This is a genomic window from Hydrogenophaga sp., assembly GCF_018780385.1.
Taxonomy (GTDB): domain Bacteria; phylum Pseudomonadota; class Gammaproteobacteria; order Burkholderiales; family Burkholderiaceae_C; genus Hydrogenophaga.
This window is the reverse complement of the sequence record NZ_JADMJO010000003.1, coordinates 495,914-510,719: the sequence shown is the minus strand read 5'-3', so window position 1 is coordinate 510,719 and position 14,806 is coordinate 495,914. Positions and strand designations below refer to the sequence as shown.

Annotated in this window: 14 protein-coding genes and 1 tRNA gene; all 15 read left to right on the top strand. The window is 62.7% G+C overall.

Features of this window, described 5'->3' with window-relative positions:
• The first annotated feature begins 68 nt into the window (after positions 1-68).
• The 15 genes from IV113_RS02955 (at position 69) to nuoN (ending at position 14,758) form a co-directional block, all read left to right on the top strand.
• Positions 69-153: transfer RNA gene (locus tag IV113_RS02955), tRNA-Leu, on the top strand.
• A gap of 48 nt (positions 154-201) precedes the next feature.
• Entirely contained in the window at positions 202-561 is a 360-nt protein-coding gene (locus IV113_RS02950) for an NADH-quinone oxidoreductase subunit A (protein ID WP_056274315.1), read from the top strand.
• A gap of 36 nt (positions 562-597) precedes the next feature.
• Positions 598-1,077, top strand: coding sequence for an NADH-quinone oxidoreductase subunit B (locus IV113_RS02945; RefSeq protein ID WP_056273769.1), 480 nt, complete (start codon positions 598-600; stop codon positions 1,075-1,077).
• Positions 1,078-1,121: 44 nt separating this feature from the next.
• Complete coding sequence (locus IV113_RS02940; protein WP_291080639.1) at positions 1,122-1,745, top strand: NADH-quinone oxidoreductase subunit C; 624 nt, start codon at positions 1,122-1,124, stop codon at positions 1,743-1,745.
• Between the two features lies 1 nt (position 1,746).
• Positions 1,747-3,000: an NADH-quinone oxidoreductase subunit D gene (locus IV113_RS02935; RefSeq protein WP_291080637.1), complete on the top strand. Its 1,254-nt coding sequence runs from the start codon at positions 1,747-1,749 to the stop codon at positions 2,998-3,000.
• A complete protein-coding gene (locus IV113_RS02930; RefSeq protein ID WP_291080635.1) occupies positions 2,997-3,518 on the top strand; it encodes an NAD(P)H-dependent oxidoreductase subunit E in 522 nt (173 codons plus the stop codon). Before IV113_RS02935 ends, IV113_RS02930 begins: the two co-directional genes overlap by 4 nt.
• Complete coding sequence (gene nuoF / locus IV113_RS02925) at positions 3,515-4,882, top strand: NADH-quinone oxidoreductase subunit NuoF (protein ID WP_291080633.1); 1,368 nt, start codon at positions 3,515-3,517, stop codon at positions 4,880-4,882. The genes IV113_RS02930 and nuoF overlap by 4 nt, the downstream gene beginning before the upstream one ends.
• Positions 4,883-4,895: 13 nt before the next feature.
• On the top strand, positions 4,896-7,028 hold the full coding sequence (nuoG, locus tag IV113_RS02920) for an NADH-quinone oxidoreductase subunit NuoG (protein ID WP_291080631.1): 2,133 nt from the start codon (positions 4,896-4,898) through the stop codon (positions 7,026-7,028).
• Entirely contained in the window at positions 7,025-8,107 is a 1,083-nt protein-coding gene (gene nuoH, locus IV113_RS02915; protein ID WP_291080630.1) for an NADH-quinone oxidoreductase subunit NuoH, read from the top strand. Before nuoG ends, nuoH begins: the two co-directional genes overlap by 4 nt.
• Positions 8,108-8,121: 14 nt before the next feature.
• Positions 8,122-8,658 (top strand): NADH-quinone oxidoreductase subunit NuoI, encoded by a 537-nt coding sequence (gene nuoI / locus IV113_RS02910; protein WP_291080628.1) that lies wholly within the window; start codon positions 8,122-8,124, stop codon positions 8,656-8,658.
• Positions 8,659-8,709: 51 nt separating this feature from the next.
• Positions 8,710-9,369, top strand: a complete 660-nt coding sequence (locus tag IV113_RS02905; protein WP_291080626.1) for an NADH-quinone oxidoreductase subunit J — start codon at positions 8,710-8,712, stop codon at positions 9,367-9,369.
• Positions 9,366-9,674: an NADH-quinone oxidoreductase subunit NuoK gene (gene nuoK / locus IV113_RS02900; protein ID WP_056273739.1), complete on the top strand. Its 309-nt coding sequence runs from the start codon at positions 9,366-9,368 to the stop codon at positions 9,672-9,674. The genes IV113_RS02905 and nuoK overlap by 4 nt, the downstream gene beginning before the upstream one ends.
• A 25-nt stretch (positions 9,675-9,699) precedes the next feature.
• Entirely contained in the window at positions 9,700-11,727 is a 2,028-nt protein-coding gene (nuoL, locus tag IV113_RS02895; protein ID WP_291080623.1) for an NADH-quinone oxidoreductase subunit L, read from the top strand.
• Between the two features lie 21 nt (positions 11,728-11,748).
• Positions 11,749-13,227 carry an NADH-quinone oxidoreductase subunit M gene (locus tag IV113_RS02890; protein WP_291080621.1) on the top strand — a complete coding sequence of 493 codons (1,479 nt, stop codon included), beginning with the start codon at positions 11,749-11,751 and terminating at the stop codon, positions 13,225-13,227.
• 34 nt (positions 13,228-13,261) lie between these two features.
• Positions 13,262-14,758 carry an NADH-quinone oxidoreductase subunit NuoN gene (gene nuoN, locus IV113_RS02885; RefSeq protein ID WP_291080619.1) on the top strand — a complete coding sequence of 499 codons (1,497 nt, stop codon included), beginning with the start codon at positions 13,262-13,264 and terminating at the stop codon, positions 14,756-14,758.
• Positions 14,759-14,806: the final 48 nt, after the last annotated feature.

The following is a 14,806-nucleotide window of genomic DNA, read 5'->3' as shown; positions in this document are numbered from 1 at the left end:
TTTCAGGGTAAACTCCAATGCTTGTCAGCAAGGCTCACACAGACCTCGTGAGCCGGCAATGCAGACCAGCCGACGTGGTGAAATTGGTAGACACGCTATCTTGAGGGGGTAGTGGCGAAAGCTGTGCGAGTTCGAGTCTCGCCGTCGGCACCAATCTTTGGACAAACACGGCCCCACGCCGTGTCAGTGGAACAGACCAAGATGAGTCTCGAACAATACCTACCTGTGCTCCTGTTCATCTTGGTGGGTATTTCCATCGGGATCATCCCGCAGGTCCTGGGTTACATCCTTGGTCCAAACCTCCCGGACGCCGAGAAAAACTCCCCGTACGAGTGCGGCTTCGAAGCCTTCGAAGACGCCCGCATGAAGTTCGACGTGCGCTACTACCTCGTGGCCATTCTCTTCATCCTGTTCGACCTCGAAATCGCTTTCCTCATTCCTTGGGCCGTGGCCTTCTCCGACATCGGCATGACGGGCTTCCTCGCCGGCGTCGTGTTCCTTGTCATTCTCACCGTGGGTTTTGCCTACGAGTGGAAGAAGGGCGCGCTGGACTGGGAATGAGCGACACAACGACACACGAATGCACCGGAGCGGTTCATGATTGAAGGCGTATTCAAGGAAGGTTTTGTCACCACGAGCTACGACTCGGTGGTGAACTGGGCCAAGACAGGCTCGCTCTGGCCGATGACCTTCGGTCTGGCCTGTTGCGCGGTGGAAATGATGCATGCGGCCGCCGCGCGCTACGACATCGGCCGCTTCGGCTCCGAGGTGTTTCGCGCCAGCCCGCGCCAGTCCGATCTGATGATCGTGGCCGGTACGCTGTGCAACAAGATGGCACCCGCTTTGCGCAAGGTCTACGACCAGATGGCCGAGCCGCGTTGGGTGCTCTCCATGGGTTCTTGCGCCAACGGCGGCGGTTACTACCACTACAGCTATTCGGTGGTGCGCGGTTGTGACCGCATCGTGCCGGTGGATGTGTACGTACCCGGCTGCCCGCCCACGGCCGAGGCCTTGCTGTACGGAATCATCCAGCTGCAACAGAAGATCCGCCGCACCCAGACCATTGCCCGCGCCTGAGCGCTCGCTGCACAACGGCGAACCGAGTCCCACGAGACGCATCCATGACCGACACCTCAACGACCCACTACGCCGTTGCGCCGGAAGCCCTGAAATTTTCCCTGGCCGAGTTGCTGGGGGACCGCGTGGCCTCGCTTGAAGTGGTCCGCGAAGAGCTCACGCTGACCGTTGCGGCCGCCCACTATTTCGACGTCATGCAAACCCTGCGTGACGCGCCTCAAGCTGCTTTTGAGCAGCTCATCGACCTCTGTGGCATGGACTACCAGACATACGGCGACGGTCGTTGGGAAGGCCAACGCTTCGCTGCTGTGGTGCACCTGCTGTCGGTGAGCCACAACCACCGCGTTCGCGTGCGTGTGTTCTGCCCCGAGGACGACTTCCCCGTGCTGGCTTCGGTCACGCCACTGTGGGCTGCGGCCAACTGGTATGAGCGCGAAGCGTTCGACCTGTTCGGCATCGTTTTCGAAGGTCATGACGACCTGCGCCGCATCCTCACCGACTACGGTTTCATCGGCCACCCGTTCCGCAAGGACTTCCCGCTGTCGGGGCATGTCGAGATGCGCTACGACGCCGAGCGCCAGCGTGTGATCTACGAACCGGTGAGCATCGAGCCCCGCGAAATCACGCCGCGCATCATCCGCGAAGACAACTACGGCGGATTGCACTGATATGGCTGAAATCAAGAACTACACCCTCAACTTCGGTCCACAGCATCCGGCCGCGCACGGCGTGTTGCGCCTGGTACTCGAGCTCGACGGCGAAGTCGTGCAACGCGCCGACCCACACATCGGGCTGCTGCACCGCGCCACCGAAAAGCTTGCCGAGCACAAGACCTACATCCAGTCGCTGCCCTACATGGACCGGCTCGACTATGTGTCGATGATGTGCAACGAGCACGCTTACTGCCTGGCCATCGAGAAGTTGCTCGGCATCGAAGTGCCGATCCGTGCGCAGTACATCCGCGTGATGTTCAGCGAGATCACGCGCCTGCTCAACCACCTCATGTGGCTGGGTTCGCATGGCAACGACTGCGGCAGTTCCACCATCCTGATCTACGCGTTCCGCGAGCGCGAAGACCTGTTTGACATGTACGAGGCGGTGTCGGGTGCGCGCATGCACGCGGCTTATTTCCGCCCGGGTGGCGTCTACCGCGACCTGCCCGAAACCATGCCGCAGTACCGGCACAGCAAGATCCGCAACGCACGCGCTCTTGCAGAGATGAACACCAACCGCCAGGGTTCGCTGCTCGATTTCATCGACGACTTCACGAAGCGCTTCCCCACGTATCTGGCGGAATACCACACGCTGCTGACCGACAACCGCATCTGGAAGCAGCGCACCGTGGGCATCGGCGTGGTCACGCCCGAGCGCGCGCTCAACCTCGGCATGACCGGCCCCATGTTGCGCGGCTCCGGCATCGCATGGGACCTGCGCAAGAAACAGCCGTACGACGTGTACGACCAGATGGATTTCGACATTCCCGTGGGCAAGACCGGTGACTGCTACGACCGCTACCTCGTTCGCATGGAAGAGATGAAGCAGTCCAATCGCATCATCGAGCAGTGCTCGAAGTGGTTGCGCGCCAACCCCGGCCCCGTGATCACCGACAACCACAAGGTGGCAGCGCCCGCCCGTGAGGCCATGAAGGCCAACATGGAAGAGCTGATTCACCACTTCAAGCTGTTCACTGAAGGCTTCCATGTGCCTGAGGGCGAAGCCTATGCGGCGGTCGAGCACCCCAAGGGCGAGTTCGGCATCTACCTCGTGAGCGATGGCGCCAACAAGCCCTACCGCCTGAAGATCCGCGCGCCCGGTTTTGCGCACCTCGCCACGATGGACGAGATGGCGCGCGGCCACATGCTGGCCGACGCCGTGGCCATCATCGGCACCATGGACATTGTTTTCGGGGAGATCGACCGATGAGCACCGGCCACCCAGTTGCCGCTGTGGAATTCAGCGGCGCCACCCAGCAGCGCTTCGCGCGCGAAGTCGCCAAGTACCCGGCCGACCAGGCGCAGTCGGCTGTGATGGCGTGTCTCGCGATCATCCAGCAGGAGATGGGCTTCGTGAGCACCGGGGCCGAAGAGTCGTTGGCCGCCTACCTGGGCATGGCACCGATCGCCGTGCACGAGGTGACGACCTTCTACAACATGTACAACCAGCAGCCGACGGGCAAGTTCAAGCTCAACGTCTGCACCAACCTGCCGTGCCAACTGCGCGACGGCCAGAGTGCGTTGCACCATCTGGAGCACAAACTCGGTATCAGCATGGGGCAGACCACAGCCGACGGATTGTTCACCCTGCAACAGAGCGAATGCCTGGGCGCTTGCGCCGACTCGCCCGTGATGCTGGTCAACGACCGCCACATGTGCAGCTTCATGAGCAACGACAAGCTCGATCAGCTGATCGACGGCTTGCGTGCTTCGGAAGGACAGCCATGAACGCCGAACAGATCCTCTCGCAGTTCCGCGCCAACGGCGTGCAGACCTGCTTCCACGGCCGCCACATCAACCCCCAGATCTATGCCGACCTCGACGGTGGCAACTGGTCGCTCAAGGACTACGTGGCGCGCGGGGGTTACCAGGCTTTGCGCAAGGTGCTTGGCAAGGACGGCGCCGAACCGGCGGGGGATCCACCGGTGGTCGGCATGACGCAGGACCAGGTGATTGCCACCCTGAAGGAATCGGCGCTGCGCGGTCGCGGCGGTGCGGGTTTCCCCACCGGGTTGAAGTGGAGCTTCATGCCGCGTCAGTTCCCTGGCCAGAAGTACCTGGTGTGCAACTCCGATGAAGGCGAACCGGGCACCTGCAAGGACCGCGACATCCTGATGTACAACCCGCACATCGTGATCGAAGGCATGGCCATCGCCGCCTTCGCGATGGGCATCAGCGTGGGCTACAACTACATCCACGGCGAGATCTTCGAGGCCTACGACCGCTTCGAAGCCGCGCTGGAAGAAGCCCGCGCCGCAGGCCTTCTGGGCGACAACATCCTGGACAGCGGATTCAGTTTCCAATTGCACGCCTTCCACGGCTTCGGCGCCTACATCTGCGGCGAAGAGACCGCGCTGCTCGAATCACTCGAAGGCAAAAAAGGGCAACCGCGTTTCAAGCCGCCGTTCCCCGCCAGCTTCGGCCTGTATGGCAAGCCCACCACCATCAACAACACCGAAACCTTCGCGGCGGTGCCCTGGATCATTCGCAACGGTGGCGCGGCCTACCTCGCTTGCGGCAAGCCCAACAACGGCGGCACCAAGATCTTTTCGGTGAGTGGTGATGTGGAGATGCCCGGCAACTACGAAGTGCCCATGGGCACGCCTTTCAGCAAGTTGCTCGAACTCGCCGGTGGCGTGCGCAAGGGCCGCACGCTCAAAGCCGTGATCCCCGGTGGTTCGTCCGCACCCGTCCTGCCCGCGTCCATCATGATGGACTGCACCATGGACTACGACTCGATCTCCAAGGCTGGCTCCATGCTGGGCTCGGGCGCCGTGATCGTGATGGACGACAGCCGTTGCATGGTCGAGTCGCTCAAGCGCCTCTCGTATTTCTACATGCACGAATCGTGTGGCCAGTGCACGCCGTGCCGCGAAGGCACGGGTTGGCTCTGGCGCATGGTCAGCCGCATCGACCAGGGCGAGGGCCGCCCCGCCGACATGGCGCTGCTCGACAACGTGGCCGAGAACATCATGGGCCGCACCATCTGCGCCCTGGGCGATGCAGCAGCCATGCCGGTGCGCGCCATGATCAAACACTTCCGGCACGAGTTCGAGGCCAAGATCGCCTCGGCCAACGCACCGGCCGTCTGAAGACAAGAACACCATGATCGAAATCGAACTCGACGGCAAAAAGGTGGAAGTGCCCCCGGGCAGCATGGTCATGCATGCAGCCGAAAAGGCCGGCACCTACATCCCGCACTTCTGCTATCACAAGAAGCTCTCCATCGCGGCCAACTGCCGCATGTGCCTGGTCGATGTGGAGAAGGCGCCCAAACCCATGCCGGCCTGCGCCACGCCCGTCACGCAGGGCATGATCGTTCGCACCAAGAGCGACAAGGCGATCAAGGCGCAGCAGTCGGTGATGGAGTTTCTGCTCATCAACCACCCGCTGGATTGCCCCATCTGCGACCAAGGAGGCGAATGCCAGCTGCAGGATCTGGCCGTGGGCTATGGCAGCTCGGGTTCGCGGTACGAAGAAGAGAAACGCGTCGTCTTTCACAAGGACGTGGGCCCGCTCATTTCCATGGCGGAGATGAGCCGCTGCATCCATTGCACCCGCTGCGTGCGCTTTGGCCAGGAAGTGGCCGGCGTGATGGAGCTGGGCATGATCCACCGCGGCGAGCATTCCGAGATCACCACGGTGCTCGGCGACACGGTCGACTCCGAACTCTCGGGCAACATGATCGACATCTGCCCGGTCGGCGCGCTCACCAGCAAGCCGTTCCGCTACAGCGCCCGCACCTGGGAGCTCTCGCGCCGCAAGAGCGTGAGCCCGCACGATTCCACCGGCGCCAACCTGATCGTTCAGGTCAAGAACCACAAGGTCATGCGCGTGGTGCCGCTGGAGAACGAGGCCGTCAACGAATGCTGGATCGCCGACCGCGACCGCTTCTCGTACGAAGCCGTCAACAGCGAAGACCGCCTGACCGCGCCCATGCTCAAGCAGGGCGGCGAATGGCACACGGTTGACTGGCAAACCGCTCTCGAATACGTTGCCAATGGCCTCAAGCAGGTCAAGGCCGAACACGGCGCCGCTGCCATCGGTCTGCTGGCCAGCCCGCACAGCACGCTCGAAGAGCTGGCCTTGGCCGGCGCCCTGGTGCGCGGCCTGGGCAGTCAGAACATCGACAGCCGTTTGCGTCACGCTGATTTCGCCAACGCTGCGCCCGCGGGTTCGGCGCGCTGGCTGGGTCTGCCGATCGCGTCGCTCTCCACCCTGCAACGCGTGCTGGTGGTGGGCGCCAACCTGCGCAAGGACCACCCGCTGTTCGCGCAACGCATTCGTCAGGCTGCTCGCAAGGGTTGCCAGGTGAATGTGCTCGGCGCCGAGCGGCAGGACTGGGCCATGCCTGTGAAAAACACCGTGCTGAACGACAGCGCGAACTGGGTGTCCGCACTGGCCGGCATCGCCGCGGCCATTGCTGCCGATACCGGAGTGAGCGCACCGGTGCATGCTGACGTGACCGACGCACACCGCGCCGTGGCCAAGTCGCTTCTGGGCGGTGAGCACAAGGCCATCCTGCTCGGCAACGGCGCCGCACACCACGAGAAAGCGGCCAGCCTGCTGTCGCTGGCCAGCTGGATTGCGCAACAAACCGGCGCTTCCGTGGGTTACCTGAGCGAAGCCGCCAACACCGTGGGTGCGCAGCTCGTCAACGCCGTGCCAGGGCAGGGCGGTTTGAACGCTGGTCAGATGCTGTGTGGCGCGCTGAAGGCACTGGTCTTGCTCAACACCGAACCCGCGCACGACAGCGCGGCGGGCGCCCGAGGCCTGGCCTCGGCCGGCATGGTCGTCACGCTCAGCCCGTTCAAGACCAACCTGGATATCAGTGACGTGCTGCTGCCGATCGCGCCGTTCACCGAAACCTCGGGCTCTTTCGTGAACGCCGAAGGCCGCCTGCAGAGCTTCCATGCCGTTGTTCGCCCCCTGGGTGACACGCGTCCTGCCTGGAAGGTGATCCGTGTGCTGGGCAACCTGCTCGGTCTGGCCGGCTTCGACGCCGATTCTTCCCAGGCCGTGCTGGCCAGCGCGCTGCCCGGCGTGGCCAGCGGTGCCGTGGTGGATGCAGCCCGTCTCAACAACACCAGCGTTGCATCGATCGACATGGCGCCCGCCAGCACTGAGCCCTGCGTGGCCAGCATCTACCAACTCGATGGCCTCGTGCGCCGTGCCCCGGCGCTGCAAGTGACGGCCGATGCGCGCGTGCGCCGCATTGCTGACGAGGTGCACGCATGATCGACGCGATGTACAACGGCGGCCTGGGTCTGATCGCCGCACCCTGGTGGACCACCGCGGCCTGGCCGGTCGTCTGGAACCTGATCAAGATCGTGGCCGTGCTGGCGCCCCTGATGGGCGCCGTGGCTTACCTGACGCTGTGGGAGCGCAAGCTGCTCGGCTGGATCCAGGTGCGCCACGGACCCAACCGCGTGGGCCCCTTCGGTCTGCTGCAGCCGATCGCCGATGCGCTCAAGCTGCTGACCAAGGAACTGATCCGCCCGAGCGCTGCGAGCAACGGCCTGTTCCGCCTCGGTCCGATCATGGCCATCATGCCGGCGCTGGCCGCCTGGGTGTGCGTGCCTTTCGGTCCTGAAGCCGTGCTCGCCAACGTGAACGCCGGCCTGCTGGTGATCCTGGCGATCACCTCGATCGAGGTCTACGGCGTGATCATCGCGGGATGGGCTTCCAACTCGAAGTACGCCTTCCTCGGTGCACTGCGCGCGTCGGCCCAGATGGTGAGCTACGAGATCGCCATCGGCTTTTGCTTCCTGGTGGTTGTCATGGTCTCGGGCAGCCTGAATCTGGTCGACATCGTGAACTCGCAGGGACGCGGCATGGCGGCGTCCGAAGGCCTGAACTTCCTGTCGTGGAACTGGCTGCCGCTGCTGCCCATCTTCTTCGTCTACCTGATCTCCGGCGTGGCCGAAACCAACCGCCATCCGTTCGACGTGGTCGAGGGTGAGGCCGAGATCGTGGCCGGCCACATGGTCGAGTACTCGGGCATGGGCTTCGCCATCTTCTTCCTGGCCGAGTACGCCAGCATGTGGCTGATTTCGATCCTGGCGGTGCTGATGTTCCTGGGCGGCTGGTTGTCGCCCATCGACAGCGTGCTGTTCAACTGGATCCCAGGCTGGATCTGGCTGGGCCTGAAAACTTTTGTCGTGGTGTCCATGTTCATCTGGATCCGCGCCACCTTCCCGCGCTTCCGCTACGACCAGATCATGCGTCTGGGCTGGAAGATCTTCATTCCCGTCACGCTCATCTACCTGCTGCTCGTCGGCGGCTTGATGCAGACGTCGTGGAACCTCTGGAAATAAGAGGGCGATTGACCATGTCCACCATCACCGCCAATCCCGTCGCATCCCCCGTGGTTGTGGCGCCGTTTTCATTCCGTGACTTCCTCAACAGCTTCCTGCTGGTGGAGTTGTTCAAGGGCATGGCCCTGACCGGTCGCTACGCCTTCAAGCGCAAGATCACGGTGCAGTTTCCCGAAGAAAAGACGCCGCTGTCACCACGTTTCCGAGGTCTGCACGCCCTGCGTCGCTATGAGAACGGTGAAGAGCGCTGTATTGCCTGCAAGCTGTGCGAAGCGGTGTGCCCGGCCCTGGCGATCACCATCGAGTCCGACGTTCGCGAGGACGGCTCGCGCCGCACGACCCGTTACGACATCGACCTGACCAAGTGCATCTTCTGCGGCTTCTGCGAAGAGAGTTGCCCGGTCGACTCCATCGTCGAAACACACATCTTCGAATACCACGGCGAGAAGCGCGGCGACTTGTACTTCACCAAGGAAATGCTGCTGGCCGTGGGCGACCGCTACGAAACCGAGATTGCCGCTGCCCGGGCCGCTGACGCCCCTTATCGCTGATCCGTTCTGATCCCGGAGCCCGACCGGAACAGACGACACAAGAACAACGCCATGGATTACCAGACCGGCTTTTTTTATCTCTTCGCCGCAGTGCTGCTGTTTGCAGCCTTCCGCGTCGTCACTGCGCGCAACCCGGTGCATGCCGTGCTGTTCCTGATGCTGGCGTTCTCCCAGGCGTCTGCGCTGTGGCTGTTGCTCAAGGCGGAATTTCTCGGCATCACGTTGGTGCTGGTCTACCTGGGCGCGGTGATGGTGCTGTTCCTGTTCGTGGTGATGATGCTCGACATCAACATGGACGGCGTGCGCAAGGGTTTCTGGAAACACTTCCCGCTTGCCGCCATCCTGGGTGGTTTTGTGGCGGCTGAACTGATTGCCGTGCTGTTCGCCGGCTTCCCGAGCCTGGCCGCCAACCCCGACGCGACCGGTGCCGGCATCAACGCGGCCAACTACTCCAACACCCGTGAACTCGGCTTGCTGCTCTACACCGAGTACCTCTATCCGATTGAGGTGGCGGCTGTGATCTTGCTGGTGGCGATGGTCGCTGCCATTGCGCTCACTCTGCGCCAGCGCAAGGACAGCAAGGCGATCAACCCGGGTCTGCAGGTGCACGTGCGCGCCCGGGACCGGCTGGTGGTGCTGCCAATGAACGCCACGCAGAAAGCCGCACCCGCGGTCGTTGCGGAGACCGCCGAAGAGGGCAAACCATCATGAACGTGACCCTGGGCCATTTCCTCGCCGTGGGCGCGATCCTTTTCGCGATCTCGGTCGTCGGCATCTTCCTGAACCGCAAGAACCTGATCGTGCTGCTCATGGCCATCGAGCTGATGCTCCTGGCCGTGAACATGAACTTCGTGGCCTTCTCGCATTTTCTGGGTGACATGCACGGCCAGGTGTTCGTGTTCTTCATCCTGACCGTGGCCGCCGCCGAATCTGCGATCGGTCTGGCCATTCTCGTGCTGTTGTTCCGCAACAAGAATTCGATCAGCGTCGAAGAGCTCAACACGCTCAAAGGCTGAGTCCCAGCCCCAAGACAAGAACATCATGAGCACAACCCTTTCTGCCAGCACCCTGCTCGCCGTCCCCATGGCGCCGCTGATCGGCGCGGCCCTGGCCGGCATTCTGGGCACGACCTTCGGTGGCAATGTCATCGGTCGCCGTGCTTCGCACACGCTCACCATCCTGGGTGTGTTGATCGCGTTCATCCTGTCGGCCATGACGCTCAAGAGCGTGGCCATGGACGGCGCCCGCTTCAACGAAACCCTCTACACCTGGATGGTGGTCGGTGGTCTGAAGATGGAGATCGGTTTCCTGGTCGACGGCCTCACCGCCATGATGATGGTGGTGGTCACCTTCGTCTCGCTCATGGTGCACCTCTACACCATCGGCTACATGGAAGAGGACGACGGCTACAACCGCTTCTTCGCCTACATCTCGCTGTTCACCTTCTCCATGCTCATGCTGGTCATGAGCAACAACCTGCTGCAGCTGTTCTTCGGCTGGGAAGCCGTGGGCCTGGTGTCCTACCTGCTGATCGGTTTCTGGTTCAACAAGCCCACGGCGATCTTCGCCAACATGAAGGCCTTCCTGGTCAACCGGGTGGGCGACTTCGGCTTCATCCTCGGCATCGGCTTGATCGTGGCCTATGCCGGCACGCTCAACTACGCCGAGGTGTTCGCCAAGGCGCCCGAGCTCGGCGCGCTGGGCTTTCCAGGCACCGACTGGCTGCTGATCACCGTCATCTGCATCTGCCTCTTCATTGGCGCCATGGGCAAGAGCGCGCAGTTCCCGCTGCATGTGTGGTTGCCCGATTCGATGGAAGGCCCAACGCCCATCTCGGCGCTGATCCACGCCGCCACCATGGTCACGGCCGGCATCTTCATGGTGGCGCGCATGTCGCCGCTGTTTGAGTTGTCCGACACGGCGCTGAACTTCATCATGGTGATCGGCGCCATCACCGCGCTGTTCATGGGCTTCCTGGGCGTCATCCAGAACGACATCAAGCGCATCGTCGCGTACTCCACGCTGTCGCAACTGGGCTACATGACGGTGGCGCTCGGTGCTTCCGCCTACTCGGTGGCGGTGTTCCACCTCATGACCCACGCCTTCTTCAAGGCGCTGCTGTTCCTGGCCGCGGGCTCGGTCATCATGGGCCTGCACCACAACCAGGACATCCGCTGGATGGGCGCCGTGCGCAAGTACATGCCCATCACCTGGATCACCTCGCTGCTGGGCACGCTGGCGCTGATCGGCACGCCGCTGTTCTCGGGCTTCTACTCCAAGGACAGCATCATCGAGGCGGTGCACTTCAGCAACCTGCCGGCCTCCGGCTTCGCTTATTTCGCGGTGCTTGCCGGTGTGTTTGTCACCTCGTTCTATTCGTTCCGTCTGTACTTCCTGGTGTTCCACGGCAAGGAACGCTACGACCAGAATCCCGATGCTCATCACGACGACCATGGTCACCACGATGACCACGGACATGGCGACGGCAAGCCGCACGAATCGCCCTGGGTCGTCACCGTGCCGCTGGTGCTGCTGGCCATTCCCTCGGTGGTGATCGGCTTCATGACGATCCAGCCGATGCTGTTTGGTGATTTCCTGAAGGACGCCATCGCCATCAACGCAGCCGCCCACCCGGCCATGGCCAAGTTCGCGGAGATCTTCCATGGCCCGCTGTCGATGGCGGCTCACGCCTTGTCCACGCCGCCGCTGTACCTGGCCCTGGCCGGTGCCTTGAGCGCCTGGTACATGTACCTGATCAACCCGGCCGTGCCGGTCGCCATCGGCCGCGCGCTGCGTCCGCTGGTGGTGATCCTCGAGAACAAGTACTACATGGACTGGTTCAACGAGAACGTGCTGGCCAAAGGCGCACGCGGCTTGGGTATCGGTCTCTGGAAGGGTGGTGACCGCGGTGTCATCGAAGGCGGCGTGGTCAATGCCAGCTGGAAGCTCGTGGGCGTGGTCTCAGGCGTGGTGCGCCGTGCGCAGACCGGATACCTGTACCACTACGCGCTGATGATGATCGTGGGTGTGCTGCTGTTCATGACGTACTTCGTCTGGCTCGCCAAATAAAACAAGAGGAAGAAGAACATCATGGGTTTGCTGAGCCTTGCCATCTGGACGCCCATCTTTTTTGGCGTCGTGCTGCTGGCCTTGGGCCGTGTCGACCAGGCACCGATGGTGCGCTGGATCGCATTGGTGGGTTCGCTGGCGGGTCTGGCGGTCACCGTGCCCCTTTACACCGGGTTCAAGCTCGGCACAGCCGCGCTGCAGTTTGTTGAAAAAAGCCCCTGGATCGAAAACTTCAACATCCACTACCACCTCGGCGTGGACGGCATTTCGTTGTGGCTGATTCTGCTCACCGCCTTCATCAACGTGGTGGTGGTCGTGGCCAGCTGGGAGTCGATCACGACGCGCGTCAACCAGTACATGGGCGCCTTCCTGATCCTCTCGGGTCTGATGATCGGTGTGTTCAGCGCGCAAGACGCGATGCTGTTCTACGTGTTTTTCGAAGCCACACTGATTCCGATGTATCTCATCATCGGCATCTGGGGCGGCCCGAACAAGATCTACGCGGCCTTCAAGTTCTTCCTGTACACGCTGCTGGGCTCGCTGCTCATGCTGGTCGCGCTGATCTACCTGTACACCGTGTCGGGTGGCAGTTTCGCGCTGGCCGACTGGTACAAGCTGCCTCTGAGCGGCACCGCGCAGACCTTGCTGTTCTTCGCGTTCTTCGCGGCCTTCGCGGTGAAGGTGCCGATGTGGCCGGTGCACACCTGGCTGCCCGACGTGCACGTGGAAGCGCCCACCGGCGGCTCCGCCGTGCTGGCGGCCATCATGCTCAAGCTCGGTGCTTACGGCTTCCTGCGTTTCTCGCTGCCCATCCTGCCCGACGCCTCGCACGAATGGGCCTGGCTCATGATCGCGCTCTCGCTGATCGCAGTGATCTACGTCGGTCTGGTGGCCATGGTGCAGCAGGACATGAAGAAGCTGGTGGCGTATTCGTCGGTCGCCCACATGGGCTTCGTCACGCTGGGCTTCTTCGTCTTCAGCGACCTCGGTGTGTCGGGTGGCATTGTGCAGATGATTGCCCACGGCTTTGTGTCGGCCGCCATGTTCCTGGGCATCGGCGTGTTGTACGACCGCGTGCATTCGCGCGAGATTGCCGATTACGGCGGTGTGGTGAACACCATGCCGAAGTTCGCGGCTTTTGCGCTGCTGTTCACCATGGCCAACTGCGGCCTGCCGGGCACGGCCGGTTTCGTGGGCGAATGGATGGTGATCCTGGCTGCGGTGAAGGCCAACTTCTGGATAGGTCTGCTCGCTGCATCGGCGCTGATTTTCGGCGCGGCCTATTCGCTGTGGATGTACAAGCGCGTGTACCTGGGCGCCGTGGGCAACGACAACGTGAAGGCCCTGATCGACCTCAACCCGCGCGAATTCCTAGTGATGGCGGTGTTGGCTGTGGCGGTGCTTTTCATGGGCGTGTACCCCAAGCCTTTCACCGACGTGATGGACGCCTCCGTGGCGGAGTTGCTGCGCCACGTGGCCGTCTCCAAGCTGCCCCAATGAGCCCGGCCCGCCACACGACACAAGAGAACGAACAATGATTGACAAGCTCAGCTGGGTCGCGGCCTACCCTGAAATCCTCCTGCTGACGATGGCCTGCGTGATCGCGCTGGCCGATCTGACGGTGAAGACGCCCCAACGCGGCGCCACCTACGTTCTCACGTTGCTGTCGCTGGGCTCGGTTGCCTCGTTGCTCGGCATGGCGGCCGTCTCGGGCACCACCACCCCGGGCTTCGGCGGCATGATCGTCAGCGACCCCATGGGCAACTGGCTCAAGTGTTTTGCCACCATCGCCATGATGGTCACGCTGGTCTATGGCCGCGACTACGCCAGCCAACGCGACATGCTGCGCGGCGGTGAGATGTTCACGCTGTCCATGTTTGCGCTGCTGGGCATGTTTGTCATGATCTCGGGCCACAACTTCCTGGTGATCTACCTCGGCCTGGAGCTGCTCACGCTGTCCAGCTATGCGCTGGTGGCATTGCGCCGCGACGACGTGCAGGCGACCGAGGCGGCCATGAAGTATTTCGTGCTGGGCGCGCTGGCCAGCGGTTTTCTGCTCTATGGCCTGTCCATGGTGTACGGTGCCACGGGTTCGCTGGACCTGTCCGAGGTGATGAAGTCCATCGCCGGCGGCGAGGCCACGCTCAAGGGTTCGGCCCAGGTGCTCACGCTCGGTCTGGTGTTCGTGGTCGCCGGTCTGGCCTTCAAGCTCGGCGTGGTGCCCTTCCACATGTGGGTGCCCGACGTGTACCACGGTGCACCCACCGCCGTCACGCTCATGATCGGTGGCGCGCCCAAGCTGGCGGCCTTCGCCATTGTCATCCGCCTGCTGGTTGAAGGTCTGCAGCCGCTGGCCTTCAACTGGCAACAAATGCTCGCGGTGCTGGCCGTGATGTCGCTGCTGGTCGGCAACTTCGCAGCCATCGCGCAGACCAACCTCAAACGCATGCTGGCGTTCTCCACCATCGCACAGATGGGCTTCATGCTGCTCGGCTTGCTGGCTGGCGTGGTGAACGGCGACACGGGCAACATGGCCAACGCCTACAGCTCGTCCATGTTCTACGTCATCACCTATGTGCTGACCACGCTGGGCACCTTCGGCGTGATCCTGCTGCTGTCGCGCAGCGGTTTTGAGTCCGAGAACATCAGCGATCTGGCTGGCCTGAACCAGCGCAGCCCGTTGTACGCCGGCGTCATGGCCATCTGCATGTTCTCGCTGGCTGGTATCCCGCCGCTGGTGGGCTTCTACGCCAAGCTCTCGGTGCTGCAGGCGCTGCTGGCCTCCGGCGGGCCTTTCTACGTAGGCCTTGCCGTGTTCGCGGTCATCATGTCGCTGATCGGCGCCTTCTACTACCTGCGCCTGGTGAAGTTGATGTACTTTGACGCGCCCACGCAGACCGCCGACATCGAGGCTGGCATGGATGCTCGCTCGGTGCTCTCCATCAACGGTGCGCTGGTGCTGCTGCTGGGCATCGTGCCTGGCGGCCTCATGAGTCTTTGCGCCCAAGCGGTGGCGGCACTGTTCGTCTGAAGCCTGCAGGCCGTCTCCGGTGAACTTGGCCGGCGTGGCTGGCTCATA

Coding starts and splice junctions, on each gene's coding strand:
- nuoH (WP_291080630.1), top strand. CDS start 7,025: ATGATCGACGCGATGTACAACGGCGGCCTGGGTCTGATCGCCGCACCC.
- IV113_RS02935 (WP_291080637.1), top strand. CDS start 1,747: ATGGCTGAAATCAAGAACTACACCCTCAACTTCGGTCCACAGCATCCG.
- IV113_RS02940 (WP_291080639.1), top strand. CDS start 1,122: ATGACCGACACCTCAACGACCCACTACGCCGTTGCGCCGGAAGCCCTG.
- IV113_RS02890 (WP_291080621.1), top strand. CDS start 11,749: ATGGGTTTGCTGAGCCTTGCCATCTGGACGCCCATCTTTTTTGGCGTC.
- nuoI (WP_291080628.1), top strand. CDS start 8,122: ATGTCCACCATCACCGCCAATCCCGTCGCATCCCCCGTGGTTGTGGCG.
- nuoN (WP_291080619.1), top strand. CDS start 13,262: ATGATTGACAAGCTCAGCTGGGTCGCGGCCTACCCTGAAATCCTCCTG.
- nuoK (WP_056273739.1), top strand. CDS start 9,366: ATGAACGTGACCCTGGGCCATTTCCTCGCCGTGGGCGCGATCCTTTTC.
- IV113_RS02950 (WP_056274315.1), top strand. CDS start 202: ATGAGTCTCGAACAATACCTACCTGTGCTCCTGTTCATCTTGGTGGGT.
- IV113_RS02930 (WP_291080635.1), top strand. CDS start 2,997: ATGAGCACCGGCCACCCAGTTGCCGCTGTGGAATTCAGCGGCGCCACC.
- IV113_RS02905 (WP_291080626.1), top strand. CDS start 8,710: ATGGATTACCAGACCGGCTTTTTTTATCTCTTCGCCGCAGTGCTGCTG.
- nuoL (WP_291080623.1), top strand. CDS start 9,700: ATGAGCACAACCCTTTCTGCCAGCACCCTGCTCGCCGTCCCCATGGCG.
- IV113_RS02945 (WP_056273769.1), top strand. CDS start 598: ATGATTGAAGGCGTATTCAAGGAAGGTTTTGTCACCACGAGCTACGAC.
- nuoF (WP_291080633.1), top strand. CDS start 3,515: ATGAACGCCGAACAGATCCTCTCGCAGTTCCGCGCCAACGGCGTGCAG.
- nuoG (WP_291080631.1), top strand. CDS start 4,896: ATGATCGAAATCGAACTCGACGGCAAAAAGGTGGAAGTGCCCCCGGGC.